Source organism: Afipia massiliensis, from assembly GCF_014203115.1.
GTDB lineage: Bacteria > Pseudomonadota > Alphaproteobacteria > Rhizobiales > Xanthobacteraceae > Afipia > Afipia massiliensis.
Genome location: NZ_JACHIJ010000002.1, coordinates 797,890 through 821,269 on the forward strand (window position 1 = coordinate 797,890; position 23,380 = coordinate 821,269).

Annotated in this window: 30 protein-coding genes and 1 pseudogene; 9 read left to right on the top strand and 22 right to left on the bottom strand. The window is 61.1% G+C overall.

Annotated elements, in window-relative coordinates; all coding sequences use genetic code 11:
- Positions 1–8: 8 nt before the first annotated feature.
- Both HNQ36_RS08765 and HNQ36_RS26545 read right to left on the bottom strand, forming a co-directional pair.
- Positions 9–1,544 carry a beta strand repeat-containing protein gene (locus HNQ36_RS08765; protein ID WP_152544209.1) on the bottom strand — a complete coding sequence of 512 codons (1,536 nt, stop codon included), beginning with the start codon at positions 1,542–1,544 and terminating at the stop codon, positions 9–11.
- Positions 1,545–1,637: 93 nt separating this feature from the next.
- Positions 1,638–2,969, bottom strand: a complete 1,332-nt coding sequence (locus HNQ36_RS26545) for a beta strand repeat-containing protein (protein WP_160166489.1) — start codon at positions 2,967–2,969, stop codon at positions 1,638–1,640.
- 925 nt (positions 2,970–3,894) lie between these two features.
- Here HNQ36_RS26545 and HNQ36_RS26125 point away from each other — a divergent pair.
- The 3 genes from HNQ36_RS26125 to HNQ36_RS08785 all read left to right on the top strand — a co-directional run bounded on the left by HNQ36_RS26125 (position 3,895) and on the right by HNQ36_RS08785 (position 5,882).
- On the top strand, positions 3,895–4,206 hold the full coding sequence (locus HNQ36_RS26125) for a hypothetical protein (protein WP_246395318.1): 312 nt from the start codon (positions 3,895–3,897) through the stop codon (positions 4,204–4,206).
- A gap of 100 nt (positions 4,207–4,306) precedes the next feature.
- Positions 4,307–5,083: a hypothetical protein gene (locus tag HNQ36_RS08780; protein ID WP_184083875.1), complete on the top strand. Its 777-nt coding sequence runs from the start codon at positions 4,307–4,309 to the stop codon at positions 5,081–5,083.
- Positions 5,084–5,273: 190 nt separating this feature from the next.
- The gene (locus HNQ36_RS08785) at positions 5,274–5,882 is read left to right on the top strand and encodes a hypothetical protein (RefSeq protein WP_184083877.1); all 609 of its coding nucleotides are present in this window, start codon (positions 5,274–5,276) and stop codon (positions 5,880–5,882) included.
- A gap of 628 nt (positions 5,883–6,510) precedes the next feature.
- On the opposite strand, the gene HNQ36_RS26130 is transcribed toward HNQ36_RS08785, so the two are convergent.
- The 11 genes from HNQ36_RS26130 to HNQ36_RS08835 form a co-directional block, all read right to left on the bottom strand.
- Positions 6,511–6,801 (bottom strand): carboxymuconolactone decarboxylase family protein, encoded by a 291-nt coding sequence (locus HNQ36_RS26130; protein WP_246395319.1) that lies wholly within the window; start codon positions 6,799–6,801, stop codon positions 6,511–6,513.
- 13 nt (positions 6,802–6,814) lie between these two features.
- The gene (locus HNQ36_RS26415) at positions 6,815–6,940 is read right to left on the bottom strand and encodes a hypothetical protein (RefSeq protein WP_283814020.1); all 126 of its coding nucleotides are present in this window, start codon (positions 6,938–6,940) and stop codon (positions 6,815–6,817) included.
- A 15-nt stretch (positions 6,941–6,955) separates the two neighbouring features.
- Entirely contained in the window at positions 6,956–7,624 is a 669-nt protein-coding gene (locus tag HNQ36_RS08795; protein WP_024921587.1) for an NrsF family protein, read from the bottom strand.
- Complete coding sequence (locus HNQ36_RS08800; RefSeq protein WP_024921588.1) at positions 7,621–8,253, bottom strand: sigma-70 family RNA polymerase sigma factor; 633 nt, start codon at positions 8,251–8,253, stop codon at positions 7,621–7,623. The genes HNQ36_RS08795 and HNQ36_RS08800 overlap by 4 nt, the downstream gene beginning before the upstream one ends.
- Positions 8,250–8,759 (bottom strand): DoxX family protein, encoded by a 510-nt coding sequence (locus HNQ36_RS08805; protein ID WP_024921589.1) that lies wholly within the window; start codon positions 8,757–8,759, stop codon positions 8,250–8,252. Before HNQ36_RS08805 ends, HNQ36_RS08800 begins: the two co-directional genes overlap by 4 nt.
- Positions 8,756–9,544: an HvfC/BufC N-terminal domain-containing protein gene (locus HNQ36_RS08810; protein WP_184083879.1), complete on the bottom strand. Its 789-nt coding sequence runs from the start codon at positions 9,542–9,544 to the stop codon at positions 8,756–8,758. Before HNQ36_RS08810 ends, HNQ36_RS08805 begins: the two co-directional genes overlap by 4 nt.
- Positions 9,528–10,415 carry an MNIO family bufferin maturase gene (gene bufB / locus HNQ36_RS08815; protein ID WP_184083881.1) on the bottom strand — a complete coding sequence of 296 codons (888 nt, stop codon included), beginning with the start codon at positions 10,413–10,415 and terminating at the stop codon, positions 9,528–9,530. The genes HNQ36_RS08810 and bufB overlap by 17 nt, the downstream gene beginning before the upstream one ends.
- Positions 10,416–10,464: 49 nt before the next feature.
- A complete protein-coding gene (locus tag HNQ36_RS08820) occupies positions 10,465–10,806 on the bottom strand; it encodes a BufA1 family periplasmic bufferin-type metallophore (RefSeq protein WP_184083883.1) in 342 nt (113 codons plus the stop codon).
- Positions 10,807–10,932: 126 nt separating this feature from the next.
- A complete protein-coding gene (locus HNQ36_RS08825) occupies positions 10,933–11,673 on the bottom strand; it encodes a DUF6969 family protein (RefSeq protein WP_184083885.1) in 741 nt (246 codons plus the stop codon).
- Positions 11,674–12,070: 397 nt separating this feature from the next.
- Entirely contained in the window at positions 12,071–12,790 is a 720-nt protein-coding gene (locus HNQ36_RS08830; RefSeq protein ID WP_024921595.1) for a cytochrome c biogenesis CcdA family protein, read from the bottom strand.
- Position 12,791: 1 nt separating this feature from the next.
- On the bottom strand, positions 12,792–13,172 hold the full coding sequence (locus tag HNQ36_RS08835; protein ID WP_184083887.1) for a thioredoxin family protein: 381 nt from the start codon (positions 13,170–13,172) through the stop codon (positions 12,792–12,794).
- 154 nt (positions 13,173–13,326) lie between these two features.
- On the opposite strand from HNQ36_RS08835, the gene HNQ36_RS08840 reads away from it, so the two are divergent.
- Positions 13,327–13,887 carry a peroxiredoxin-like family protein gene (locus tag HNQ36_RS08840; RefSeq protein WP_024921597.1) on the top strand — a complete coding sequence of 187 codons (561 nt, stop codon included), beginning with the start codon at positions 13,327–13,329 and terminating at the stop codon, positions 13,885–13,887.
- Between the two features lie 14 nt (positions 13,888–13,901).
- On the opposite strand, the gene HNQ36_RS08845 is transcribed toward HNQ36_RS08840, so the two are convergent.
- Together HNQ36_RS08845 and HNQ36_RS08850 are read right to left on the bottom strand one after the other, a co-directional pair.
- The gene (locus HNQ36_RS08845; RefSeq protein ID WP_184083889.1) at positions 13,902–14,534 is read right to left on the bottom strand and encodes a TlpA disulfide reductase family protein; all 633 of its coding nucleotides are present in this window, start codon (positions 14,532–14,534) and stop codon (positions 13,902–13,904) included.
- Positions 14,531–14,860 carry a hypothetical protein gene (locus tag HNQ36_RS08850; protein WP_184083892.1) on the bottom strand — a complete coding sequence of 110 codons (330 nt, stop codon included), beginning with the start codon at positions 14,858–14,860 and terminating at the stop codon, positions 14,531–14,533. The genes HNQ36_RS08845 and HNQ36_RS08850 overlap by 4 nt, the downstream gene beginning before the upstream one ends.
- A 154-nt stretch (positions 14,861–15,014) precedes the next feature.
- Here HNQ36_RS08850 and HNQ36_RS08855 point away from each other — a divergent pair, with 154 nt between their 5' ends.
- From HNQ36_RS08855 to HNQ36_RS08865, 5 genes and pseudogenes are all read left to right on the top strand, one after another.
- Positions 15,015–15,473 (top strand): DUF6789 family protein, encoded by a 459-nt coding sequence (locus tag HNQ36_RS08855; protein WP_024921600.1) that lies wholly within the window; start codon positions 15,015–15,017, stop codon positions 15,471–15,473.
- Positions 15,474–15,498: 25 nt separating this feature from the next.
- On the top strand, positions 15,499–15,708 hold the full coding sequence (locus HNQ36_RS26135) for a GDCCVxC domain-containing (seleno)protein (RefSeq protein ID WP_081758540.1): 210 nt from the start codon (positions 15,499–15,501) through the stop codon (positions 15,706–15,708).
- A gap of 56 nt (positions 15,709–15,764) precedes the next feature.
- Positions 15,765–15,899, top strand: coding sequence for a hypothetical protein (locus tag HNQ36_RS26420; RefSeq protein WP_283814021.1), 135 nt, complete (start codon positions 15,765–15,767; stop codon positions 15,897–15,899).
- A 12-nt stretch (positions 15,900–15,911) separates the two neighbouring features.
- A pseudogene (locus HNQ36_RS08860) lies at positions 15,912–16,463 on the top strand (haloacid dehalogenase type II); the annotation flags it as partial.
- A 158-nt stretch (positions 16,464–16,621) separates the two neighbouring features.
- On the top strand, positions 16,622–17,284 hold the full coding sequence (locus tag HNQ36_RS08865; protein WP_210311955.1) for a hypothetical protein: 663 nt from the start codon (positions 16,622–16,624) through the stop codon (positions 17,282–17,284).
- A gap of 155 nt (positions 17,285–17,439) precedes the next feature.
- Here HNQ36_RS08865 and HNQ36_RS26550 read toward each other — a convergent pair whose 3' ends face one another.
- The 7 genes from HNQ36_RS26550 to HNQ36_RS26150 form a co-directional block, all read right to left on the bottom strand.
- Positions 17,440–18,417, bottom strand: a complete 978-nt coding sequence (locus HNQ36_RS26550; protein ID WP_024921603.1) for a FecR family protein — start codon at positions 18,415–18,417, stop codon at positions 17,440–17,442.
- 299 nt (positions 18,418–18,716) lie between these two features.
- Positions 18,717–19,259: an RNA polymerase sigma factor gene (locus tag HNQ36_RS08875; protein ID WP_024921604.1), complete on the bottom strand. Its 543-nt coding sequence runs from the start codon at positions 19,257–19,259 to the stop codon at positions 18,717–18,719.
- Positions 19,260–19,411: 152 nt separating this feature from the next.
- Entirely contained in the window at positions 19,412–20,092 is a 681-nt protein-coding gene (locus HNQ36_RS08880) for an energy transducer TonB (RefSeq protein ID WP_184083894.1), read from the bottom strand.
- Entirely contained in the window at positions 20,089–20,832 is a 744-nt protein-coding gene (locus HNQ36_RS08885) for an STN domain-containing protein (protein ID WP_184083896.1), read from the bottom strand. The genes HNQ36_RS08880 and HNQ36_RS08885 overlap by 4 nt, the downstream gene beginning before the upstream one ends.
- A gap of 452 nt (positions 20,833–21,284) precedes the next feature.
- Positions 21,285–21,428, bottom strand: a complete 144-nt coding sequence (locus tag HNQ36_RS26145; RefSeq protein WP_244439025.1) for a hypothetical protein — start codon at positions 21,426–21,428, stop codon at positions 21,285–21,287.
- A gap of 388 nt (positions 21,429–21,816) precedes the next feature.
- Positions 21,817–22,764: a DUF2167 domain-containing protein gene (locus HNQ36_RS08895; protein WP_024921608.1), complete on the bottom strand. Its 948-nt coding sequence runs from the start codon at positions 22,762–22,764 to the stop codon at positions 21,817–21,819.
- Positions 22,765–22,823: 59 nt separating this feature from the next.
- A complete protein-coding gene (locus tag HNQ36_RS26150) occupies positions 22,824–23,279 on the bottom strand; it encodes a hypothetical protein (protein ID WP_024921609.1) in 456 nt (151 codons plus the stop codon).
- Between the last annotated feature and the right edge of the window lie 101 nt (positions 23,280–23,380).

The following is a 23,380-nucleotide window of genomic DNA, read 5'->3' on the forward strand; positions in this document are numbered from 1 at the left end:
CTTGCGGCTTACTGCCTGACGACCGCGCGATTGCCGGTGCCGTTCTGCACCGTTGTCGCGGTGTTGTTGCTGCCGACCTGGCTGACGGCGGCGTAGTTGGCGCCACCACCGAATTGATTGACGTTGATCGTGTTGTTGCTGCCGAGAGCGCCGGCCGTGTAGGCGATCGTTGTTGCACCCACGTCCGGCGCATGGCTCGTGAAAGACGCCCCCTGGAGCAGATAGGCGTTGTTGCCGCTGCCGCCCGACTGAGTGACCGTGATCTTGTTCGGAGCCGCCGCGGTCGCCGCGCTGTTCTGGTAGGCGACGACAATGCTGTTGAGCGAGGACGTATCCTGGGTCACGCTCAACCGGCCGTACGTGCCATTCTGCTCCATCAAGGTCACCTGGTTACCCGAACCTCTCTGGGTGTACTCGGCGTTGCCGTTGGAGCCCGACTGAGTATTGCTGATCGTGTTGTTGGTGCCGGTTTGTACCAAGTCGGCTTGGTTCGAGTTGCCTAACTGACTGTTGGTGATCGTGTTGCGGGTGCCGGACTGCACCACATCAGCAATATTCGAGGTGTCATACTGGTAGTTGACGATGTGGTTGCTGTCGCCGGTCTGCGATTGCACAGTCAGCCTGGCGTTGTTGGCGGACTGATAGCTGACGATCACGTTGCCTTCGCCATCCTGCGTGGTAACCGTCAACGTATTGCCGCTGCCAAATTGGCGCGCACTGACTCCGTTGTTATAGCCAAGCTGATTGTTCACGGTGACGTGGCCGAACGAGCCGTACTGCTCGTTACCAATAGAGTTCTCGATGCCGCCCTGATTGCTCACAAGCAGATGATTATTGGTGCCAGTGTCCTGGATGTTCATCACGAAGCCGTATTCGCCGGTCTGCGCGATGCCGGCGGTCTGGTACGTGCTGCTCTGCGAGTTCTCGATCGCTCCGCCCGTCCCCGCCTGCGTCGTAGTAAGACTGTTGTTGCTTCCCTGTTGATAGTTGTAGACGTTCAGGTTAGCGCCCGACGCACTTACGGTCCCCTGCTGGATGGTGGCGGAGAGAGAACTGCCTGTCTGGAACGACCTGGCCGAAGACCCGGAACCATACTGCCATAGATTTAATGAGTTCCGCGTCGCCGCGGTGTTCGACGCGGCACTCGTCTGAATGAGGTCGCCCGCGTAATTGTAGCTGCCGCTCTGGGTCACGGCGATGCTCTGGTTAGCGCCGACCTGCCCGAGCCGAGCAATGTTGGAGCCGCCATTCTGAGATACCGTCGCTGTGTTGACAGTGCCAGACTGCCCGCCGCCGAGGTTGTTCGCTGACACCAGTCCATGGACTTGGTTCGAGCTGCCACTTTGGATGATGGTGATCACGTTGTTGCCGGTGCCGGCCCCGTCGCTCTGCGAGAAAACGACCGTGCCAACAATGCCGCCGGACTGGTCGATGTCAGCACTCTGAGCCGTGCCGCTCTGGGTGAGATTTGTGGACGAGCCGCCGGCGAAGGCGGATGCCGCGAACGCCACGATGGCAGTGGTCGTGAGAAGAAGCTTCTTCATGATGATAATCTCCAAAAGATACTAGCTAAAACGCTATCGCACGTCAGGTGGGCACCTACCCACCTGACAGATTCCTCGCCGCATGCCTGAGGCCTACTGCCTGACGACCGCGCTGTTGCTGGTGCCGTTCTGCACTGTTGTCGCCGTGTTGTTGCTGCCGACCTGGCTGACAGCGGCGTAATTGGCGCCGCCGGTTTGGCTGACAGTGATCGTGTTGCCGCTGCCGGCCACACCGGACGTGAGGCCGATCGACGCGTCGCCCGCCACAGGCAGCGTCGACCCGAACGCCGCACCCTGGAGCACATAGGCATTGTTGTCGCTGCCGCCCGACTGCGTGACCTTGATCTTGTTCGGAACAGAAGCAGTCGCCGCGCTGTTCTGGTAGGCGACGACGACGCTGTTGAGCGAGGTCGCATCCTGGGTCACGGTCAACTGCCCGTAGGCGCCAACCTGGTTTTGCAGAATCGCCCGGTTAACCGAACCGGTCTGGCTATACTCGGCGTTGCCGTTGGAGCCGGACTGAGTATTGGAGATGAAGTTACCGCTTCCGGACTGCATCGCCACACGTGCGGTATTGGAGGTGCCAGACTGGACGCTCGCGATCGTGTTGCCGCTGCCGTTTTGCAAATCAACCGTAAGACGATTGAAGGTGCCCGGCTGAACGTTGCCGATCGTATTCCCGTTGCCGCCCTGATTGATCACAAGCAGATCGTTTTTGTCGCCACTCTGGAAGTTACGCACCACATCCGAACCGGAGCTGTTCTGCGTGACGGCGACGGTGTGGTTTGTACCGGCCTGCTGGTTCTGGATATATCCACCTGTGCCCGCCTGCATCGCAGTAAAGCTGTTGTTGCTTCCCTGTTGCTCATTGTAAATCTCCAGCAGACTGCCCGAGGCGCTTGCGCTCCCCTGCTGGATGGCGGCGGAGAGAGAACTGCCTGTCTGGAACGACCTAGCCAAAGAACTACCAAACTGCGACAGAGAGAGTGTATTCGGCGTCGTCGATGGATTTGCCGGGGCGGTAGTCTGCAAGAGATATGCTGCGTCATTGTTGTTGCCGCTTTGGGTCACAGCAATGCTCTGGTTGGCACCTGCCTGGCGCACCCCAACAAGATTGGCGTTGCCGCTCTGATTCACCGTGGTGCTGTTCGCGGTACCGGACTGTCCGCCGCGCGGATCGTAGTTGATGTTCAATCCGTAGACCTTGTTGGCGCTGCCTCCCTGAGTGATCGTGAGAACGTTGGCGCCGGAACTGCTGCCCCCGTTGTCCTGCTGGAAAACCACGGAGCCTGTGGTGCCGCCCGATTGGTCGATGTCAGCGCGGTGACCCGCGCCGATCTGGGTGAGCGTGGTGGACGAGCCGCCGGCGAAGGCGGATGTCGCAAACGCCACGATGGCAGTGGTGGTGAGAAGAAGCTTTTTCACGGTGACAACTCCCTTAAAAGTCATGATTCAGACATTGAACGATGATCGTGATGGCGGAATTCCGCCGCCCCTCGCCAAGGCTAGTCGCTCCGAGGAGCGGGGGGCTGCGCCGCGGCCAAATTCGCCATTGCTGCTTGATGATAGGGGCGCTGCCGTTCTGGTTGGCGACTCTTCGCACCGCGAAGTGCTCGACGCCGAAGCGTTACGCGAGCGCCGGCAAAAGGAAGCAGACGCGTCAGTCCAAACAGCTTCAGACCCGAGAACCATCCCTCGCGCGTGACATCGCAATGCCGACCCAACGATTTGTGACAAATACCCCACTCGCCCTCAAACAGTTCAAGAGTCAGTGCCGCGGAACTCCGCAATCACTAACGAACAGTTAAAAGACAACTGGCCGGGGCCCAACCTGCAAAAATTATCGAAAATTGTTGAGAAGCGCTTGGCTGAAGCGCTCCCCTCGGCCAGCCAAGGCACCTGCGATCCACACCACCGAATCTTTGCCTGCGGCAATGCGGCATAGTGAACTTGCCTGCTCTGATATCGGCATCGCCCTCAACGGATTGACAAAACTGAAAATCAGCCAGAGAAGTGACGCGCCAGCAGTATGTTATTCATACGTTAGTGACGCTGCGTTCTTTCCGCGAGGTTATGCACCCGTAAAGAACTACCGGTCCGAGACAGGTTAACGCCGCACAGGCTGGGGATAAATTAGTCTGATGCTGTCTCTTGATGATCCGCGTTGGGGAGACGTTCAGCACGCCTACGGCGGTGCCGCCGATGTGCCGGACTTATTGCGGGTGCTAGCCTCATCAGCGGGACCAAAGGCCGGGGCCGCTATCGCAATGAGATATGGTTCAGTCTCTAGTCGAGCCTGTGTCATCAGGACGACGTTTATACGGCTTCCTATGCGGCCGCTCACTATATCGTGCAGATTGCGAACGATGCGAAAGACCCGATTGACTTCGGATTTTTCCAGCTACCGACCGCCATTGAAATCGCTCGTCGGACTGGGCGCGGGGCTGATATCCCCGAGGCCCTTGCCGATGAGTACCACCGCGCAACTGCGCAAATGGTCGAGAATGTAAGCCTTCATCGGCACGCGGCCTGGGACCAATCCATGCTGTTGTCCGCAGCGGCGGCGCTAGCCGTTGCGAAAAGACATATCGATGTCGCCGAAGCGTTCCTGAACCTGGACGCCGACTGGATCACGAAGATGAACAACTGCGAGTTCGATTAAGCTTTCGTGACGGCAGAGGGTATGATTTCGACCCGCGTTGATTACGCTGCAAATGATGTTAGAATTGAATTGATAGAAATATTGTTTTGCCGAGTTGAAAATGAACATGCGCAATCTGAGTGAACCTGATCGCGAATTTCGCTGGGTGCCTTGCCGCAGCCGGTGCTCCCGAACTTTCGTTAGTGCTCTTTTCGGATCGGCGATCTCGCTCATGGGAGTTACTGTTGCCACCGGACAGCAAGCTGACAAGCCTGTCCGCACGGTTCAGGCTCCACAATCCTCGCCCAGCCTGCCCCCGACCCTGGCGGAGCCGCCGGCCGCCCCCTCCGCGGCGGCATGCGATGCCAGCTGTGTCCACCGAAGCGCCGATGCTGCAGCGCAGGCTTGTGTGCCGCTGATCGAGGCTAAGGCGCCGCTTGATTACGACTGGCTGTCGCGGCCGTTCGGAGGAATGTTCACCCAGGCCGAGCAGCCGGGTGCCGACGGCATCGTCCGCTATCGCGGCGACGCCATCCGCGTGCTCACGATGCAAAATCAATGGATCCGCCACGCCTATGAGTGTGCCTACGATCCGGTCGCGCGCAGAATCGTGGATGTCGAGATCCGGCCAGGCCGACTGGTGCCGCCAGCGGATGTCGCGAACTTCATCGCCGATATTCTGAAAAAGCGGCCGGGTGCTCAGGTCACGACCACGCCGATCGCCAAGGAACCCGGTTCCCAGGTGGGACTTCCCCCAGCCCAAGCGAAGTCGCCCGCCGCGCCGCGCCGGGCCTACGGGGAGCGCGACGCCATCACCATAACCCAGTCAAAGCTGCACGGCTTGCAGGTCGATTCGGAGACCCGAATCGCGCAGTCGAAACGCAAACTAGAAAACTAAGTCACCATTTCGCCGAGATAGAAGAGGCGTGCGGGAGTAGCTTGATCGCTCGACCATCATCGCTCTTGGCAACTCGGTCAGACAACTGCCGCCCACCGTCATGCTTCAGCCTGTGAGCCTGCGCTTGGCTTTCCGCCGCAACGGCTGAGGAAAAGACCATCTGCGCAATCGATCGGATTGGGAGATACCCGTGTTCTTTGGTTTTCGGAAACGACGATCCCTGCAGCAGATGCTGGATACAGTTGCCGCTTGCGGCCTCTCGCTTCGCGAAGGCGTCTCCGCGGAGGCGCTCTATCAACCGAGGACTCAATGGGAGCCCGAACGATCGGTTGCTACCATCGAGAAGGGTGGATTTGAATCGCTGCTGATCGCGATGGGCGATGAGGGTTACGATCCGGCAACCCATGTCTCGCTCGATCCGCCCAGCGATGACGTCTGGTATTTCGACGTCGAGTTCATCGAGGGCCACGGCGCCTATAAGACCATCGTCAAGAGGCTTTGCCGCATGACCAGGGGCGGTCTCTCCTTCAATGAGATTGAGGACTACGTCGATGTGGAGGAAGGCGTCGCCTGGGTCGAGCTGAAAAGCGCCGGCAGGACCGAGCGGATCGAGCTCACGGTCAACAATGATTGGACCGACCCAAAAATCTTCCTAGAGATGCAGGAGCGTCTGAAAGCAACGGGCTCTTCGCTCCGCTTTGCCATGCAAAGCCTTGGCCAAGATTGCCTTATCGTTTGCCAGACGCCGGAGAACCTGAAGGCGCTCCATCGCGCCACCGGCCTTCGCTTCATGTTATAACGAGTCGGCTCGATCTCTGAGCCAAGGCGTTCCGTCCATTGGCCATCTCGTCTGTACCCGGAGAGATGATGTGTGGTCCGCGCCTCAGCGCACCTTGGGCACTCTAACCATAACCAATCTCGCTGAGCGCATCGCAAATCACTCTGATCTGCAAAAATATCGGAGCGTTCTTTGGAATCTCTTTTAAATACTTTGCATTCTTTCTGATCATCTCCTCGGACGCTTCTTAGCCTCCTCAAGATATAACTTGGCCTTACCTCGGTTTCCGAGGTGCTTGTGGAAGAAAGCCAACAACTCGAACCTTCGCGGCGATCCATAATTTCCCGCCCCAAAATTCCTATCTGCGTTTGACTTCATCAGATCGACGCACCGTGTCGTTCAGCTCATCGAGGTCAGGAATGATATCCCTTGATACGCGGTCGCAAATATCATTCACAACGATATTTAGGGCGCCGCCCTCGTCCGCTAAGTGCCATGCAGAGATATCCATTGTCGGTGGCGACTGTAGAACAGTTCATTGTGCCCGGAATCTGGATCAGCGGGCAATAGCCACGGTCGGCGAGGCGCTACGCGGCGACGTCCGCGTAGGCCTGATCGAGCTCGATGCCGAGGCCTTCGACGAGCCGGTTCATATAGTTGAAGAGCGCCACCGTCGCGACGAGGTGGTAGTACGCTTGGCCGTCCCATCCACAGCAAAGACCGCATTAACGTCGGACTTCGTCACGCTGTCAGACCGCTCGGTGAGCTTAACCGCGACCGCCAGCACGAGCCGCATCTTCGCCGGAATGTCCGTCTGCGCATCGTCGGCCAGCAGTGCTGCGACCGCCCCTTGCGGAACACCGAGACGTTCGGCTGTCGCCGTGCGCACGCCGTGGCAGTATCGGCAACTGTTCAGACCCGATACGTAGGCCGCGATCATCTCGCATTCGGCCTCAGTGAATGGCGATGCCCGTGCAGTAGCGCATCGTGAATTCGAGCGGCGAACGGTTCGTCTCCGGAAACGTCTTGAAGACGTCGAGCAGCGTGGCCTTGGCGGGCAACGACGGGAGATGAGCCATGGAGATCCTTTCCGGCTAGTCGCGGATCGAAAGGCGCGGTGCGATCCATTGCATCATGCGGCGTCCAAACAGCCCCCCGAGACTGACGAACATCACTGCCGTCCCGATGTTGAACATGATGATCATGAGTGTCGCGTCTCCCGAATGGAAGAGCGACAGGGCCGTCGCGGTGATCGCCGCCACCGACAGGCTGCCCATGCAGGTCACCGCGGTCGGACGTAGCGGTGCCGCGTAGCGCAGCATGACGAGCATCGCGAGCGACAGCGGCAGGCTGGTGAGCACCAGGGTGGCGAGGCAACGCGTCGCCTCTCCGATCGAGACGCCGTCGGGGCCGAACGAGACCCAATCGCCGAGGCACTGGTAGCCGATGTTCGCCAGCCAAAGGACGACTGCCGGCGCTGGCAGAAAGAGCCACAGGCGCGACCGGTCCGGCAGGCTCACCAGGAAGGCGGCGACTGCGGCGAGCATGCCCGTCAGGATCGCTCCGGTCATGCCGGCGGCGAACGATGGATCATGAATCCGCGTCGCGAGATCCGGACGGATCCCCTGACTGACCGCCAGGAGACCCACGACGACCGCCGCGAGCAGAAGCCAGCAGGCAGCGCGCATCACCGGAGAACGCAGCCGGCGTACCGGCTTCAAGTTCTTCGAGAGAGATTCGATGAGATCAGGTGTCGCAATCATGGCTCGCTCCGATCGCCGAGAATCTTCCGCAGGCTCTTCACCGCCCGGTGCACGTTCACCTTCAGCGCCGCGATCGACATGCCGCTCTCCGTCGAGGCCTCCTTCAGGGACATCTCCTTGAGCTTGAGTAGCTGTACCGCCTTGCGCTGCATTGGGGGAAGCTCGTCGATCGCCTTTTCGAGTTCGTGTCTGTCGGATCTCTCTTCAAGGTTCGCCTGAGGCTCGGCGAAGGTTTCATGTTCGGGCATCAGCGGCGTTTCCCGATCGCGCTTGCGTCCCTGCCGCCGGAGCCGGTCGATGAACCGCCGGTTCGCGATCGTCACCAGCCACGGACCGAACGGCCTTGTCGGATCGAACGTATGCCGGATCGCGTGAACGGTCAGCAGGATGTCCTGCACCGCGTCCTCGACGTCGCTCGGGTCGCGATGGCGGCGCGCCGCCAGCGAACGCAGGTACGGAGCGATTTCCCGAAGCAGGCGCTGATAAGCCGACCTGTCGCCGTCCTGGGCATGAGCCATCAGGATCGCCCAGTCGGAGTCGCGGGCGGCGGGCTCGCGGGCGGCCGGCGCAGCGTCGCCTTCGCTTCCGACGAGCCTGAGCCGCGGAGGACGACCGTTTCGCTCGGTCATGGACGGCCTCCGTCAGGGACCCTGCGCCGCCAAAGCGATGCGGCGAGATGATCGAGCGAAAGCTTGCCGGGACCGAGCGCCATGAGGGCGACGGCGAGCGCCGCCCACGGCAAATGGAAATTCGCCCAACCCTCCGGCACGACGAGTTGGATCACCCCCGTCATGACCAGGAGCGCAAGCGCGCTGAAGCGCGTCGCGCCCCCCAGGATCAGCAAGACCGGCAATACGATCTCCGCGATGCCGTCGAAGTACGCGAACGCGGCGGGAAAAGGAAAATCGTACGCGTGTCCGAAGATGTGCAGCTTGAACTCGTCTTCGAAAAGGAACGACGCCGCCGGCGACAGGGACAGGAAGCCGTCCCACTTCGTCAATCCGGATTTGAAAAACGGCAGTGCCAAAGCGACGCGCAGCAACGGCGGCGCCACGACGAGGGCGACCTGCGCGAGGCGTTCCGTCGCCCCACGCACGACGTCCTCGACGGTAGAGATTGTCGCGAGCGAACTCATGGCTTCAGCGGCTCCCGTGCGGTCTCGAAGCCGATCACCGCGCCGACCTGGATGATATCCGTCAAGTTCGCCGCCAGGTCGAAGCCCGGGTCGGCGACGAGCGCTTGTTCGAACGCGGCCAGCACCGACCTTCCGGATGCGAGCGCGTGGATGAACTCCGGACTACCGTCCGGAATCGATCGGACCTCCACGTCGGCGTCAGGCCGGACAACGAGCGCGTTTTCGCCGCCGGCCGCCAAATCGACCGGACCGGGAACGCCGCCCTCGACGTTCATCTGCCAGATCGTCAGTGCCGGAAAGCGCGAGCGGACGACCCGGACGGACGGATGCAGCACAAGACTCATGGCGGGAAGCCGGTCCGGATCGATCTCGGCAAACGCCGAAGGACCGACCGGCGTGGACTCGGCCGAATGGTAAGCCTCGATCCAGGCCCTCTCGATACGCGCCACGTCGGCCAGATAAGGCAACACGGAGGCGGGTTCGACCTGGTCGATGAAATCGGGTAGGCCCGCGCCATAGTCGAAGAGCATCGGCGACCGGGGCAAATCGCCGACGACGAAGGCGCGGGCCAAGGCGAGGAAGAATTCCGATCCGACGATGCAATGCACGGCGGGGTAAGCATCCCGCAGTGTCTGCGTCAGGCCGACTATCACGTTGTTGCGGTAGACGGCGAAACGCCTCGAGCTCGGTTTGCCGTCCGGCCCGACCACGCCTGCCGGCGCCGGAAGCGCGGGATCGATCAACGCGGCCGCGAAGCCGCGCTGCAGTTCAGCAAGCGACGGCATGGCGTGGCCTCTCCGGCCGGTTTGCGAACATGATCGCCTCGGCCCGCTTCGCTTCCGCGGCGAGCGTCGACCAGGCGGGCACTTGTGCATCCCACTCGATCAGCGTGGGCACCGGACCAACGAGCCGCACCGCGAGTTCGTAGAGATACCAGACGGCATCCTCGACCGGGCGATCGTGAGTATCGATGAGAAGCGGCCTGCCGGTCTCGTCGGCCTGTCGGTCGTTTCCGGCGAGGTGGATCTCCTTCACACTGGCGAGCGGATAGCCTTCGATGTAGGCAACTGGATCCCATTGCTGATTGGTCGATGTGACAAAGACGTTGTTAACGTCGAGCAGCAAGCCGCAGCCGCTGCGCTTAGCCACTTCGGCGATGAAATCGGTCTCCGCGTAGGTGCTCTCGGCGAACGCGACGTAGGTCGACGGATTCTCCAGAAGCATCTGACAGCCGAGGGCCGTCTGGACCTGGTCGATATGCTCGACGACACGCTGGAGCGTCTCGGACGTGTACGGCACAGGAAGCAGGTCGTTCAGGAAACCGGCGTCGTGCGTCGACCACGCCAGATGTTCGGAAAATAGACCGGGTCTATAACGCTGCCGGAGCAGTCTCAGCCGCGCGATATGATCCTTGTCCAGCGGACGGTCCGCTCCGATCGACAATCCGACGCCATGAAGGGACAAGGGGTAGCGCTCCCGGATCGCCGAAAGATAGCGGTGCGGCGGACCGCCCGCGCCCATGTAATTCTCCGCATGCACCTCGAAGAAGCCGATGTCGGGCGCCGTATCGATGATCGTGCGGTAGTGCTCGGCCTTAAGGCCGACGCCGGCACGCGCCGGTATGCGATCTTCTGGTGACGACGAGTGAAAGCGCATGGCGATCTCGATTATTGAGGGCGGGCCATGGCGGCCCGCCCGGGATTCGTCAGGCCTTCGGGGTGAGGCTTCCGGCGCCCTTCGGCGTGTTCATGGTCGTGCAGGTGCCCTTGGGCTCGAGCTTGAACGCGTTGCCCTGATAGTCGATTGTGCTAGTTCCGGCGCAGGTCGTGCCGGCTCCGGCGTAGCAGTCGTTTTGGCCCTTGAGCGCCACGCCGAAGCACTTCTCCATTTTGCCGCCCTCCATCGCCTTCATGGTCTGGGCCTGCTTCTCCTTCATCATCTTTTCCATGTCGGCCTTGCTTTGCGCGGTGGCCGATGTGGCGGCGAGCGTTCCGACGGCGACGGCGAACGCGCCGGCGACCATTGCATTGAGCGTGCGATTGGACATTCGAGTTCCTCCGGGTTCGGGCGACTTTGCGAAGTGCATGGTCGCTGGTCCGACGGGGTGATCTTCCCGTCTGTATCGATATTCGTGGCAGCGCCCGAAAGGTTACCTCCGCGGACGCGCGCGGCGTCACCCACCGCCTTCCAACCGTGCGTCGAGCCACACGATGTGCGCCTCGAGCGAGATATCCATCGAGGACGTGATTTCGAGACGCCGATCCTCGAAGACGTTGCAGTCGGAATGCGCCGCACGCCAACGATCGACCGCGGCGTCGCGTTTGTGGAGAAGCCGCTCGATCTGCGGTCTGAACAGAACCAGCATCGAAGTGATCCAGCGGTCGAGGGGGCGCGCCCCGCCGACGGCAAATCCATCGAGCATCGCGATCACGTCGCCCGCGCAGTACCACGTCTCCGCCGTCACCCAGCGGTTCGTGGTGAACAGTCGCTCCGGCATGCCCGTCGGCGTCATCGAGATCGCAACGAGATGGGACATCGCAGTGCCATCTTCTGCGGATCGTGAGCTGTAGCCATCGAGTTTCGCCGGAACAACGCCAGGCGGCATTCCCGCCGCGCCCATAAACGCGTGGAAGTGGGCATAGTCGGGTCGCTCCCGGTCGTCCAGGGCGTGCGCGTGGAAGAAGAATTGGGAATGAGTATCCGGATCGCGCACGTCGTCGCGTGGATAGTGTTCCCACTCAACGAACTCCTCGCTACCGCGCAGGGCCTCCACGACCAGGTTGCTCCCGCTTTCGTGAAGCTCGCGCATGCAATCGACGACGGTCTCCGCTGCGGTCGCCATGCGCGACAGCATCTCCGGCGAAAGGATCGGCGCCTCGTCAGCAAAAGGTACCTTCGCCTGTCGAACGATCATGATGAACCTTGAAAGCCTGAATGGCCGAAGACGGCGTCATCTCGCGATGCCCGCCGCCTTCTCCATTCGATCCTGCAACATCGCTGAACGAGATACGTCAACGAACCCGCGTTCGTTACTTCCTGGCGGCGCAAGGGTTTCCCTTCGGCGCGCACGGATTCCCCTTCGGCGCGCACGGATTCCCCTTCGCCGCGCACGGATTGGCGGCTTTTTTGGCCTTCGGCCCACACGGATTGGACGACTTCGTCTTGGGCGCGCAGGGGTTCGCCCCCTGGGCCGCCGCCGGGACCGGTGTCGACGCAATCATGCCGCCGACGGCAGCGATCGATCCCAGGGTCTGTAGTGTCTTCTTCAGCGTAGGCATGCGTTTTCTCCTCGGGTTGAAAATCGACGGGCGTCACAGACGCGTCGTCACGTTCACCAGCCATTCCGGCATGGCGTTCGTCAGGGAGGTCTCGACGACCTTGTCGAGACCCGTGAGCACGAAGAGCCCGATGCCGAAGAAGGCGGCCCCCATGAGCGGTTTGCCGATGCGGGAGACGCGCGCCATCCAGTCCCGCCGCACCATGATCGCCTGGCGCGAACCGTAAGCGAGCGCGAGGATCGGCGTCGCCGCACCGAGCGCGAAGGCCACCATGGTCGACGCCGCCCTCCCGAGATCGTCGCCTTGCGTTGCGAGACCGATCGCGGCGCCGAGCGTCGGCCCCGAGCACGGCGACCAGATCACGCCGAGCACGGCGCCCAGCGCGAACTGCCCCCAGATGCCGGACGGCTGTAGCCGGTCGAGCAGAACTTGGCCCCTGCCGGCGATCGGAGACGCGATGGAGGCCACCTTGCCCTGCAGCGCCGGCACCAGAAGGACCACGCCGGCCGCGCCCATCAGGGCCGCGACGGCGAGCCGTAGCGTCTCCGGATCAATACCGATGTTGAAGCCGACCGAGGCGAGCGCAATCCCCACTGCGGCGAACGAAACCGCCAGCCCCGCGGCAAGCGCGACTGGACCCCACAGATGCCGCTCGAGCGCGCCGAACAACACGATCGGAAGGATCGGAAGCACGCAAGGCGAGAGCGTCGACAGCGCGCCGGCGGCGTAGCCCAACGCTAGATTTGCGGACACCTCAAAAGGCCTTCGCCACCAGCGAACGAAGCGAGCCAGGATCGGTCTCGCCGGTGGATCGAGCGACCTCCTTCTGCCCCTTAAACACGATCAGCGTGCTCTGCTGCGTAACGCGAAACTGCCGCAGCACGTCCTTCGCGGTGTCGAAATCGACATCGTACACGACGAGATCCGGACGTTCCTTCTCGATCGCCTGCACAATCGGCTTCTGCTGCTTGCAGGTCGGGCACCACGGCGCGGTGACGTCAACGAGGACCGACTTGCCGGCGGCCTGAGAGGCCTGGAAGGCCTTGGCGTCGAAAGGCTCTCCGGCGTTCACGAGCGAGGGCATCGCGACAACCGCGGCGAACAGGATAGCCTTGCAAAGGACGTTCGAGGACATGAGGTGGGTTCTCCTTGGGCGTTGAGACGTCTCGACGCCAAGGTTCGCCGGCCACGAAGAAAGGTTACGCGGGAGTCGGAAAAATATCGGACGTGCCTGTGCGCGTGTCTCGAACTATGGTCGCCATCGGGGCCATCACTGAAAGGACACCGAATTGAGCGATCTCGTTCCCCTCGTGCCGCGCCAAGCCGTGCCAGCGCTGCGCGTCGATCTCGCCGGCGGCGGACAATTCGATCTCGCATCTGAAAAGCCGGCCAACTTTACGCTGCTCGTCTTCTATCGCGGCCTTCATTGCCCGATCTGCAAGATGCAGTTGAAGGACCTCGAGTCCAAGCTCGACGAGTTCGAGAAGCGCGGCGTCTCGGTCGTGGCGCTATCGACCGACGACAAGGAGCGGGCGGAGCAGACCCTGCAGACGTGGGGATTGTCGCGGCTGCGTATCGGCTACGGAGTTTCCCTCGACGCGGCCCGCCACTGGGGGCTCTACGTATCGTCGGGGCGCGGAAAGACCTCGGCCGGCGTCGATGAGCCCGCGCTGTTTTCGGAGCCTGCCATCTACCTGGTGAAGCCGGACGGCACCCTTTACTTTGGCAGCGTGCAGACCATGCCGTTCGCGAGGCCGCATTTCTCGGACATCCTGACGGCGATCGATTTCGTCGTGAAGAACAATTATCCCGCTCGCGGCGAAGTGGCGGACCTCCGTAAGACAGCGTAGCGGGTCGCCAGCTCTTACGTTCTGCTCAGATAGGCGATGAGGTCGTCCGCCGCTGCGGACGACCAGTCCGCATCGCCCGGTATGTAGCCGACGACCGCGCCTGAGCTCGAGACGGCGTAGGTGATCGGCATGCCGTAGAGCGCGAACGGCGCCTTCTTGGCGTTGTCGCGGTCCGAGTACGCCACGTACCCGTTGGGATCGAGAAAGATCGGAAGCGCCTTCAGATCGAGCGACTTCACGAAGCGCGCGACCGTTTCGCGCGGACCGCGGTCTTCCGAAATCGCGACGACATGCACCCTACCCCGCCAGGCGTTTCGATACAGCCTGTCGAGAGCGGGCAACTCCATGCGGCAGGCAGCGCACCACGATGCCCAGAAGTTCACGAGGAGTGGCTTGCCGAGCAGCGACGATAGGTCGGTCGTGCCACCACCGAGACGGAATAGCCTGACCGACGGCAGCTGCTCTCGAGGGCGGACGATGGTGAACTGGTATCTTCCGGATTCGAAATTGGGAACGTCGTCTTCGACCGCGGCGGCCTCGCCCGACGCGAGTCCGGCGGCCATGCTGGCCAACGCGCGCAGCAGGAGCGTGCGACGCGACGGCATCCGCGCCGCACCTGGACCGGCGCCGGTGCCCTCCTGCTTCAAGCGATCTCCTGTACCGATAACGCCGGCGACGATTGAGGGACGGCCGGTCGGAACGCGATTAAAAAGAACAGCGGATTGGGCAGCCAGTACAACCATCCAATCGACGGTTCGCGGGTCCCGTCTGGAAGACGCAGGTCGAGCCACACGTACAGGAACTTGTAGACGCAGAACCCGGGAATCCAATTCGGCTTTAGCCGCGAAGTCTTCAGGTACTTCCGCGCGATGTAGTAGTTGCCCTCGAAAGGTGTGATTCCGAAGAATCCGATCGGCCCCTCCGCGATGACCTCGCCGCTCGCTCGATGCGTGATCCGGACGTGGCGCAACATGCTCCGACTTTCCGTACGATACCTGCGGATTGGTTCGCCGCATCCTGCGAAAGGTTACCTGCCGTCGCGCGCGAAGTGTGGCGTAACCATCTCGCCCCTCCCGTCGAACGGTGCGGTGACGGTTCGTCGCCGACGGACAGATGGAGGAGATGCGATGACGACAGGAAATTGGATGAAAGGAATGGTGGCAGGCTTCGTAGCCACCGTCGTTCTTTCTGGCCTCATGGCGATAAAGGCGATGATGGGCGTGATGCCCGAGCTCAACCCGATCAAGATGGTCGCCGACATGCTCGGTGCATCGCCGGCCGTAGGCTGGGCGATGCACTCCATGATCGGAACAGTGCTTTGGGGCACGCTGTTCGCGTGGCTGAACACTAGCCTCCCCGGCGAGAGCCACTGGCTGAGAGGCATCGTGTTCGCCGTCGGTGCCTGGCTCATCATGATGGTCGCGATAATGCCGATGGCCGGCGCCGGCTTCTTCGGATCCCATCTCGGGATGATGGCACCGGTCATGACCTTGATGTTGCATATCGTATTCGGCTTCGTTCTCGGCGCCGTCTATGTGCTCGAGCGGCCGGAAGATACCAGTGCCCTGCAGGGCGCGCGCACCTGAAACGCGGATCGAGTAAGCAGCAAACATGACCCTCGATTCCACCATTCGGTGCCCGAACTGCGGCAACGAGTCGACCGAGCGGATGCCGACGGACGCCTGTCAATTCTTCTACGACTGCAGGCACTGCGGCGTCCGCTTGAAGCCCAAGGACGGCGACTGCTGCGTATTCTGCTCTTACGGAACGGTGCCGTGCCCGCCGCGTCAGGACTCCGAGGCTTGTTGCAGGCAAGCCTAGCGTCTCTGCTTCACGGCGGGAAGGCACCTGACCAGGTCCCTTAAGGAACGTTCCGAATGACTTCGACGCTTCAATTCGACGTGAAGGCCTGCGTCTTCGACGCTTACGGCACCTTGTTCGACTTCGCCGCCGCAACACGTGGCTGCCGGGACATGCTCGGCGCCGACCTCGACAAGCTGACCGTCCTCTGACGCGACAAGCAACTTCAATACACCTGGTTGCGCGCGATACAGCGACGACATGCGGACTTCTGGCAGGTGACGGGCGACGCCTTGGACTATGCCCTTGAGACATTGAAGATCGATCGGCCAGGCCTTCGCGACCGCCTCATGGACCTGTATCTGAAACTCGAGGCTTTTCCGGAGGCGCCTGACATTCTCCGGCGATTGAAGGCGGCAGGCCTCAGGACGGCGATCCTTTCGAACGGATCTCCCGCGATGCTTGACGGGGCCGTCCGGAACGCAGCCATCCACGAATTGCTCGACGCGGTGCTCTCGGTCGAGGAAGTCGGCGTGTACAAGCCCGACTCCGCTGTCTACCGCTATGCGGTCGACCGGCTCGGGATTCCGCCGGAGCAGATTTGCTTTCTCTCGTCGAATTCGTGGGACGCCTATGCGGCGTCAGCCTTCGGCATGAGGGTCGTCTGGTGCAACCGGTACGGACAGCGGCCGGAGCGCCTTCCGGGCCGACCGGACCGGGAAATCCGGACGCTCGCGGGTCTTTCGGAACTGATCGGGGTCGCCACAGGCAGCTAGAGGGCGGCCATTCGCGAAGTTTTTCGCCAAGGGCGACGTAACTTCGAGGGGATCGCAACGAACTGAAGGTCGGGCCTCCGTGTCCGCTAGGTGCCTTCCATGGCGCCGGGCGGGCTCGATGTGCTCGTTCGGTCACCTCAAAAGGTAACGGTACTCCAATGCACAAAACGCTCGAACGACGTCTCGTCCTCTCGGCCGCCGCGGCCGGGCTGCTTTTCGCTTCCGTCGGAGGCGTCTTCGCGGCCTCGCCCCTGAAGCTTGAGTTCGTCACGCACGCCGCTTTCTTCTCCGCAGAGACGAAACAGCCTAAGGTGCTCGATCCGCAGGTCTTCGTCGAGGATTCCGCCGCTGCAGAAGCCACCGGTCCGCAGGGCATCAAGCACGTCGCCGGCGTTCGGCCGCCGTTCATCGACCAGGATCCCAAGACGTCGAAGCTGTTCAACGCCGAGCACAAGCCGCTAGGCTTCAATCTCCAATCATGGTTGGCCGCCACCGGAACCGTCTCCATCACGGAGAAGGACGGCAAGGTGACGCTCGAGGCGACGTTCAAGAACCTGCAGCCGAACGCGAGCTACAGCCTTTTCGAGAACCACTTCGACACGAATCCGATCAGCTTCACGCCGATGGACGGCGCCGGGAAGACGAACAGTTTCACCGCGAAGGCCGACGGCACCGCCAGCGTCACCGTGACATTGCCAAGCATGCCGACCCACGACAATGCTGTCCTCGTCATCTACAACAGCGGGGGCCAGTCACACGGACTGGAGCGCGGCCGCATCGGGTTGGACGCCCAACATCAGATCATCGCGCGGCCGGAGTAAGCCTAAAGTGTCCCACTTGAGGGGAGCGGCCGGGGGGCCCCCTCGGCACGCCGACGCTCTCGAACTGATGCGCACCGTCGGCGCATCAAATCCACCATGGCAAATAATCTCTGGAACGGTCGGGTTGATTAGCCCCACCGCAGGGAGGAAGGAGATCAACTCAGGAGAACCAGCCCGCCTGGCAATTCGGTGGCGCGGGCCCCCGTCAGCTGCTGCACTTGGGTGATGAACGTGTCGAGCTTGGCAATCTCGAAGTCGCCGTTAACGATACGTTGCCGCAACGCGGCGCTGACGACGACTATCTTGCCAGGGCGATATCGATTGATCTCCTCGACCACGCTGGCTAACGGTCGATCACGAAAGATCAGCAAGCCGGTTTGCCATGAAGTCACTTGCACGGGATCGACGCTCACGCGGGCACCGAGGCCACTACCTGTATAGGAAACCTGTTCTCCCTCAACGATGCGCGTGGATTGTCCAGCCTGCTGCACACTAACGATACCATTCAGGCAAACAACAGAGACGACGTCATCAAGGCAGCGTGCGCTGAAGCGCGCTTCGCTCGCGATGATTTGCCCACCGGCAGCGAGTACGATCAAGTCGCCTTGCGGCGGACGGCGGGTGCTGACGACGACCTCGCCGGACAGCAACTCGATCGTCGGCTGATTTTGCTTCGAGCGAAGGGCGATGCTGGTCAGTGTGTTGAGGTCGAACGAGACTTCCGGGGTGACATTGACCGTGCGTTGCTCCCCCTTTGCCGTGCGGTAGTCAGCCGACAATTCCTGCAATGACGGCCACAGGTTGAAGGGAGGCCTGATGACAGCGTATCCGGCCACGGCAGCGGCGGCAAGACCGCCGCCGATTAGGGCGCGCCGGCTGAGGCGGCCGCGGCTTGTCGCAATGCCGGCGACACGCGCCGACGGCGCGGTGAGTTTGCCCGCGACCACGCCTGCCCGCCAATTGATAAGGGCTGCTCGCTGGAAGGCGGCTTCGTGCGCTGCGCTCCGCGCTCGCCAGCGCTGAAAGTCATCGATATCGGCGCGTGTAATCTCTTCGGTCTTGAGCCGCACGATCCAGACGATCGCCTCGTCAAGTAGCGGGTCCGGCCCTGGTGTTTCGGGAGGGAGGGTCACTGCGATCGCTCACTATTCGCGCAAGAGCCGACGACACATCCCTTCGCGGCCGAAGGCGCCTCGGTATATATGATTCTCGTCAACCCGGGCCATTGGCGCGCAAACCCATTGCCTTCCCAACCTCTTTGGGACGGCCGCTTTCCTCCAACCGAACCAAACAACTATCTCCTTTCTTTCTTAGACAACTGGGAAGGGTCTATCATGAAAAAGAATCCGAAAGGCGGATCCGCATGGCGCGGCTGCGCCGCTGTTCGTCCTTGTCCGGAATAGGCGTCTCTCGGAGCTCTTTCGCCTCGCATTCAGGTCCGCCGCCTCGGACCGCCTAGGCGGGGAGAAATGCGGCGGTCGATGCTCTTGGCACAATGCTGCAAGGCGTGTTGGTAGTCTGAGGAAACGGTGCGCACGCTGACGCCGAGCGCCTCAGCCGTTTCTTCGGCGGTCTTGCCTTCGAGCGACATCATACGGAGCACATGGTGCGGGCGTTCGGGAAGCTCGCGGAGCGCACGCTCGAAGGCTTCGAAGTCGGACCGCTCCTCGGCGATCTGGGCCGGACTTGGCCTGTTGTCGGTTACCTCGAGCAGCGCGTCGATCTCGGAGGCAGGGACACGATAGGTCCGCGCTTTTCGAAGGTTCTTGGCAACGTTGATGGCGGTGCGAAAGACGTAATCGGCGGGCTTTTCGACGAGTGTCGCATCTGGAACGCGATCAAGGCGCACGAATGTTTCGTGCAGCACCTCATAAGCGAACTCGGAAGACCCCAATTGCCCTGTGAGGTGCTTGACCAAGGTGTCGTAATTTTCAGCGAGCTGCCGCTTCAGCCTAGTCTGATTGGACTCTGCCAATTTCGCGGCCCCCCTACGCGCCCCGGGAGCCCAACACTCCAAGGGTAACTTGCTGATAAAGGTCGCGAATTACAGATTTATGACAGTCGGACGACTGCCCGTTATGCGACGGCAGGCGTTATATTCGCGCCACGTTCGGCACAGGAAACGACTCAGGACGGGTCAAATCCGAGCGTCACTTCTACGTTCAACGTATCCGACAAGGCCGGAGGGATCCGGGGCAGCGGCTGGGCTCGGCGGATGGTTTCAAGGGCAGCATGGTCCAGCACAGACTGACCGGAGCTACCTTTGACCCGTACGCCAAGCAGCTTGCCGGCACGGTTGATTGAGAACACGGCCCGGACCGTCCCTTGTAGATGTTGCCGTTCAGCCCCCTTTGGATACCGCTGGAACCGCGCAATGTGGCGCGCAAGTTCTGTCCGGAACGTTGTCTTCGCATCATCCTGTATGGGATCCGGGATATCCTTCAGACCCGCTGACGGCATCGGCGGATCGGAGGGCGGTGCGGATTCCTCTGCCGGAAACCTTGTCAGCGTTCGGTCGGATATAGAGGATGGTGCTTCGGTTATTCCACGCACGGGGCTTGGCGTCGCAATCGCAAGCGATTGCTGTTCTGAATCGACTGGAATAGACAGCGAGTCCAGGCGCGGCATGAGATGGACCTGCACCAGCGGGATCTGTTCAGGCGTGCCGCCTGCCGCAGCGAGTTCGAGCCGCAACCAGGCGACGCCGCCAATAAAGAGAATACCAACGAACGCGGGAAACAATATCAGCCGCGCGAACGTCGAGGCTGGCGTTAGGTCTGCGCTATCGTCGGTAGCAAGCGGCCTCATTTCGCCGTGCTCACAGCGACGACGGCGCGAATGGGTTGGGGAGCATCAGCGGGCGTCGGCTGGCGGATCAGCAAACCTTGTAGCGTGCCTGTGATAGCGGAATCGCGCACAGCATCTCCGGTCGATTGCAGGAGCGCGGCCTTGCGGATAGTGCGCGTGGGATCGATCCACAAGTCAAGAACAGCTCGATAATTACCCGTTGCACTTTGCGGATTCTTAAGCAAAGCTCGCTGGACTTCGGAGCGGACAGTCTCGCTATAGTCGGCAAATTTCTCAAGATCGTTTGGCCGAACATTCGCCCGAACACGCAATTCGCCGAGTACAAGATCGGCGTCGGTCAGCGGATTGACCGGCGGAAGCCCATGCTCGATGACTGCCGGCGCGACCAGCGTAATTGCATCCGTCCTAGCACGCCGCACATCTAGATCAGTGTTGCCGAGAAGACGTATCAACGCTTCATCTGGAGCAAAGTATCCTTGGATTGCAACAGACTGTTGGCCCGAAGCCGAGCGACTGTCGTAAAGCACCTGAACACCAACTTTTCGACTGTAGGCGTGCAAGGCCGCCGCAAGAGGCTGGGCGGGGATATCGAACGCCAAAGGCTGCAGCGGCAACCTAGAATTCAATTCGATGGCACCCGCAGAAAAAACGAGCGCCGGAATCAGCAACAGCGTGATCATAACTAAGGCTGTCAGGTGCGACTTAGTAGGCGATTTCGCCGCCATTACTTCCGCGTTCAAAGGCGTGTCCTTCACTTAAGTCCGCTCGTCAAATCTCCGCCGTAAAGGAAAGGCCGCCTTAGAACCGCGCGACCTTCATGGCGGACTAACCAGCTTGCGGTCCGACTGAGTAATAACAGTATATCCCTTTGATGACAGTAGTCTATTGATCCGAATGAGGACCGCCAATGATCCAGGTTCAATAGCCCAAACCAGCGTTAGAATTCAAATCCCCGTGCTCCGATTACCGTGACAAAGGTGCCGCGCCATGGCGGGGACGACGCACCGGGCTTTCATCACTTAACAGAACGGGTGAACTGGCCCCATCAGTTCATGGACCTCGCATGTCAAAGCTGCCAGCAGCGCCGCGGGCGCAAGATAGACTGCGCCATATTCGAGCTTGGTTCGAGGCAGAATGGTATAGTAAGTGGCGCTCTCCGGCGCTGGGGGGCATATCGCCAAGCCTTCATCACCTACGGCGGGGCAAGAACAGCGACAATGATCAGCGTGGGGCTTGGCCGGTACAGCATCGGCGCGCCGAGAAGCCAGATACGCGGGCTGACGATGTCCGTCACCGTCCCGCCGACGAGCGACGAGATCGGAAGCAGATTAAACAAATTGAGGAACAGGCCTGAATAGGAAATAGCGAGCAGCAGGCCACTGGTTTCCGACCGCGCCCACAAATACACCGTAAGAACGGAAATGGTTCCAGCAACCGGGCCGGCAAGCGCGATATAGGCCTCGGTTTCAACATCAACCGGCTGATCCTTGAATGCGATCCAGGCACCAACGAACGAAATGAAGGCCGGCCCGCCGACCTTCAGGCCGCGCTAGCGCGCCGCCACATAGTGTCCCATCTCGTGGGCCAGCAGCAACCTGTTAAAACGCGCCGCAAAGCGCCTACCCCATATCGCGGCATAGACCGCAAGCGACAACAGATGCTGCCGCCAGCGGTAGCGATCTTGCCTCATTTGAGGCCTGGGAGCAGTATGAAAAACAGCGCCTTCATGCGGCGTCTGGCGCGTCTAACGGCCTATCCGCCGTCTTGTCATCTCTCGTCTTACGGCGGAAGAATTTTATGACGCCAATGCCGACCATCGCGGCTCCGGCGAAGATGACCTTCGCGAATTTGAGCACAAAGGCGATCGCTAACGCAAACAGGCCGAGCTTCTTGGCCGCAATTCCGCCGATCAGCGCCGCAAGCCCATACTCGGCAATGCTATCGGTCGAGGCGTTAAAGTCCTCGTAGCGTTTGCCATCATTGTAGGCGAGCGCGGCAAGCAACCGGTGGGCGAATGCTTTCTCGCCTGAAATGCGATCCGAATCGGACAGCAGATTCAGGCTGAAATAGCCATCACGCCCCAGCGCGTAGGTGTTGTAATTGATGTTCTTGGGAGTGTCGCTCGGCGCTCCTTTATCCGCGCCAAGTACCGACCAAACCAGGCGATGTGTGACGGCATCATAATGCGGTGCCTCAACCCATCCGATCACCTGCCGTTCGGGAAATCCGCGCGCTACCAGATCCTTGTTGGCCTCCTCGGTGCTGCTTTTTAGGTTCTTCAGAAGGTCGTCAGCGTTCCAGCTCTTGGCGTCGTCGTCCTTGATGTAACCATCCCTGACATGACGGATCACCACAATCGACAGATCGTTCTGATATTGGCCGACGACAAGGCCAACGAAACTAGTTTCGCTAACGACATTGCCGAAGGCGCGCAGCAGGCGCGCGCCTTCCTCCTTCGGGACGAAAAGGTCGCCGGTCGAAAGCTTGAGCGCGGCCTGGTCGATCAGGGAAACATCGGCAGGCCCTTTGGTTCCTGCTTGCCCAGCCGCCTGCAATGCGGTGCTCAGTTCTGCTCTTCGCGACGCCTCACTCGGAGGCGCCGACTCGGCGAAGGCACATTCAGCAAATAGCGCCAGAAGCAGAACTCCAACAGCTCCGACCTGTCTTTTCATCGACCTCTCCAAAGTGTGCTGTATGACCTAAGTGACTAACTGGCGTGGCATACCCCGTTCTATCGTCGTCCGAGCGGCGTGTTGAAAGTCGAGGGCGGCGGCCTGAACGGCGTGGCTGAATGTCCGAAATTCAGCCCGTATTGCTGCTGGACTCCTGGGATATTAACGATGCCGGTTTTGGTGTCGGGGGAGTGTGCGTCCAGCGGTGGGGTATTGAGAACCGGATTGGTCTCGTCAGTCTTGCGCCTGAGTTGCTCATTGATCTCTTTGAGTGACTGGTTGCCATCCGCCTTGCCGTCGTTTCCCGCCTCGCCGTCTCTACTGCCCTTTTGACCGGCGCCCAGGACACTTTTCGGCGGAAGATCGGGCGGACTGACGAATATCTCGGGCAAGGTCGTCTGCGCTTTGGCGCCAGCGATCATGACCAGCGCCACAAGGATGACGATTGCGATTACAATCGCCACTCGTTTCCAAATCCCAGCATCGATAACCGGATCGATCTTCCGCGCCCTCATCGCATGACCCTCACCTGCGTCGCGGTCGCATTCGCTTTGATATGAAGGGCGACAAGATTCACTAGCGCCCACTGCCGAGCCGAACGGGGTACGAAGATCGG

What these genes read in the sequence shown, in the direction of transcription:
- HNQ36_RS08765 (WP_152544209.1), bottom strand. Translation starts at nt 1,544, where the DNA reads ATGAAGAAGCTTCTTCTCACGACCACTGCCATCGTGGCGTTCGCGGCA.
- HNQ36_RS08780 (WP_184083875.1), top strand. Translation starts at nt 4,307, where the DNA reads ATGAACATGCGCAATCTGAGTGAACCTGATCGCGAATTTCGCTGGGTG.
- HNQ36_RS26130 (WP_246395319.1), bottom strand. Translation starts at nt 6,801, where the DNA reads ATGATCGCGGCCTACGTATCGGGTCTGAACAGTTGCCGATACTGCCAC.
- HNQ36_RS26415 (WP_283814020.1), bottom strand. Translation starts at nt 6,940, where the DNA reads ATGGCTCATCTCCCGTCGTTGCCCGCCAAGGCCACGCTGCTCGACGTC.
- HNQ36_RS08795 (WP_024921587.1), bottom strand. Translation starts at nt 7,624, where the DNA reads ATGATTGCGACACCTGATCTCATCGAATCTCTCTCGAAGAACTTGAAG.
- HNQ36_RS08800 (WP_024921588.1), bottom strand. Translation starts at nt 8,253, where the DNA reads ATGACCGAGCGAAACGGTCGTCCTCCGCGGCTCAGGCTCGTCGGAAGC.
- HNQ36_RS08805 (WP_024921589.1), bottom strand. Translation starts at nt 8,759, where the DNA reads ATGAGTTCGCTCGCGACAATCTCTACCGTCGAGGACGTCGTGCGTGGG.
- HNQ36_RS08810 (WP_184083879.1), bottom strand. Translation starts at nt 9,544, where the DNA reads ATGCCGTCGCTTGCTGAACTGCAGCGCGGCTTCGCGGCCGCGTTGATC.
- bufB (WP_184083881.1), bottom strand. Translation starts at nt 10,415, where the DNA reads ATGCGCTTTCACTCGTCGTCACCAGAAGATCGCATACCGGCGCGTGCC.
- HNQ36_RS08820 (WP_184083883.1), bottom strand. Translation starts at nt 10,806, where the DNA reads ATGTCCAATCGCACGCTCAATGCAATGGTCGCCGGCGCGTTCGCCGTC.
- HNQ36_RS08825 (WP_184083885.1), bottom strand. Translation starts at nt 11,673, where the DNA reads ATGATCGTTCGACAGGCGAAGGTACCTTTTGCTGACGAGGCGCCGATC.
- HNQ36_RS08835 (WP_184083887.1), bottom strand. Translation starts at nt 13,172, where the DNA reads ATGTCCTCGAACGTCCTTTGCAAGGCTATCCTGTTCGCCGCGGTTGTC.
- HNQ36_RS08850 (WP_184083892.1), bottom strand. Translation starts at nt 14,860, where the DNA reads ATGTTGCGCCACGTCCGGATCACGCATCGAGCGAGCGGCGAGGTCATC.
- HNQ36_RS08855 (WP_024921600.1), top strand. Translation starts at nt 15,015, where the DNA reads ATGACGACAGGAAATTGGATGAAAGGAATGGTGGCAGGCTTCGTAGCC.
- HNQ36_RS26135 (WP_081758540.1), top strand. Translation starts at nt 15,499, where the DNA reads ATGACCCTCGATTCCACCATTCGGTGCCCGAACTGCGGCAACGAGTCG.
- HNQ36_RS26420 (WP_283814021.1), top strand. Translation starts at nt 15,765, where the DNA reads ATGACTTCGACGCTTCAATTCGACGTGAAGGCCTGCGTCTTCGACGCT.
- HNQ36_RS08865 (WP_210311955.1), top strand. Translation starts at nt 16,622, where the DNA reads ATGCACAAAACGCTCGAACGACGTCTCGTCCTCTCGGCCGCCGCGGCC.
- HNQ36_RS08880 (WP_184083894.1), bottom strand. Translation starts at nt 20,092, where the DNA reads ATGAGGCCGCTTGCTACCGACGATAGCGCAGACCTAACGCCAGCCTCG.
- HNQ36_RS08895 (WP_024921608.1), bottom strand. Translation starts at nt 22,764, where the DNA reads ATGAAAAGACAGGTCGGAGCTGTTGGAGTTCTGCTTCTGGCGCTATTT.
- HNQ36_RS26150 (WP_024921609.1), bottom strand. Translation starts at nt 23,279, where the DNA reads ATGAGGGCGCGGAAGATCGATCCGGTTATCGATGCTGGGATTTGGAAA.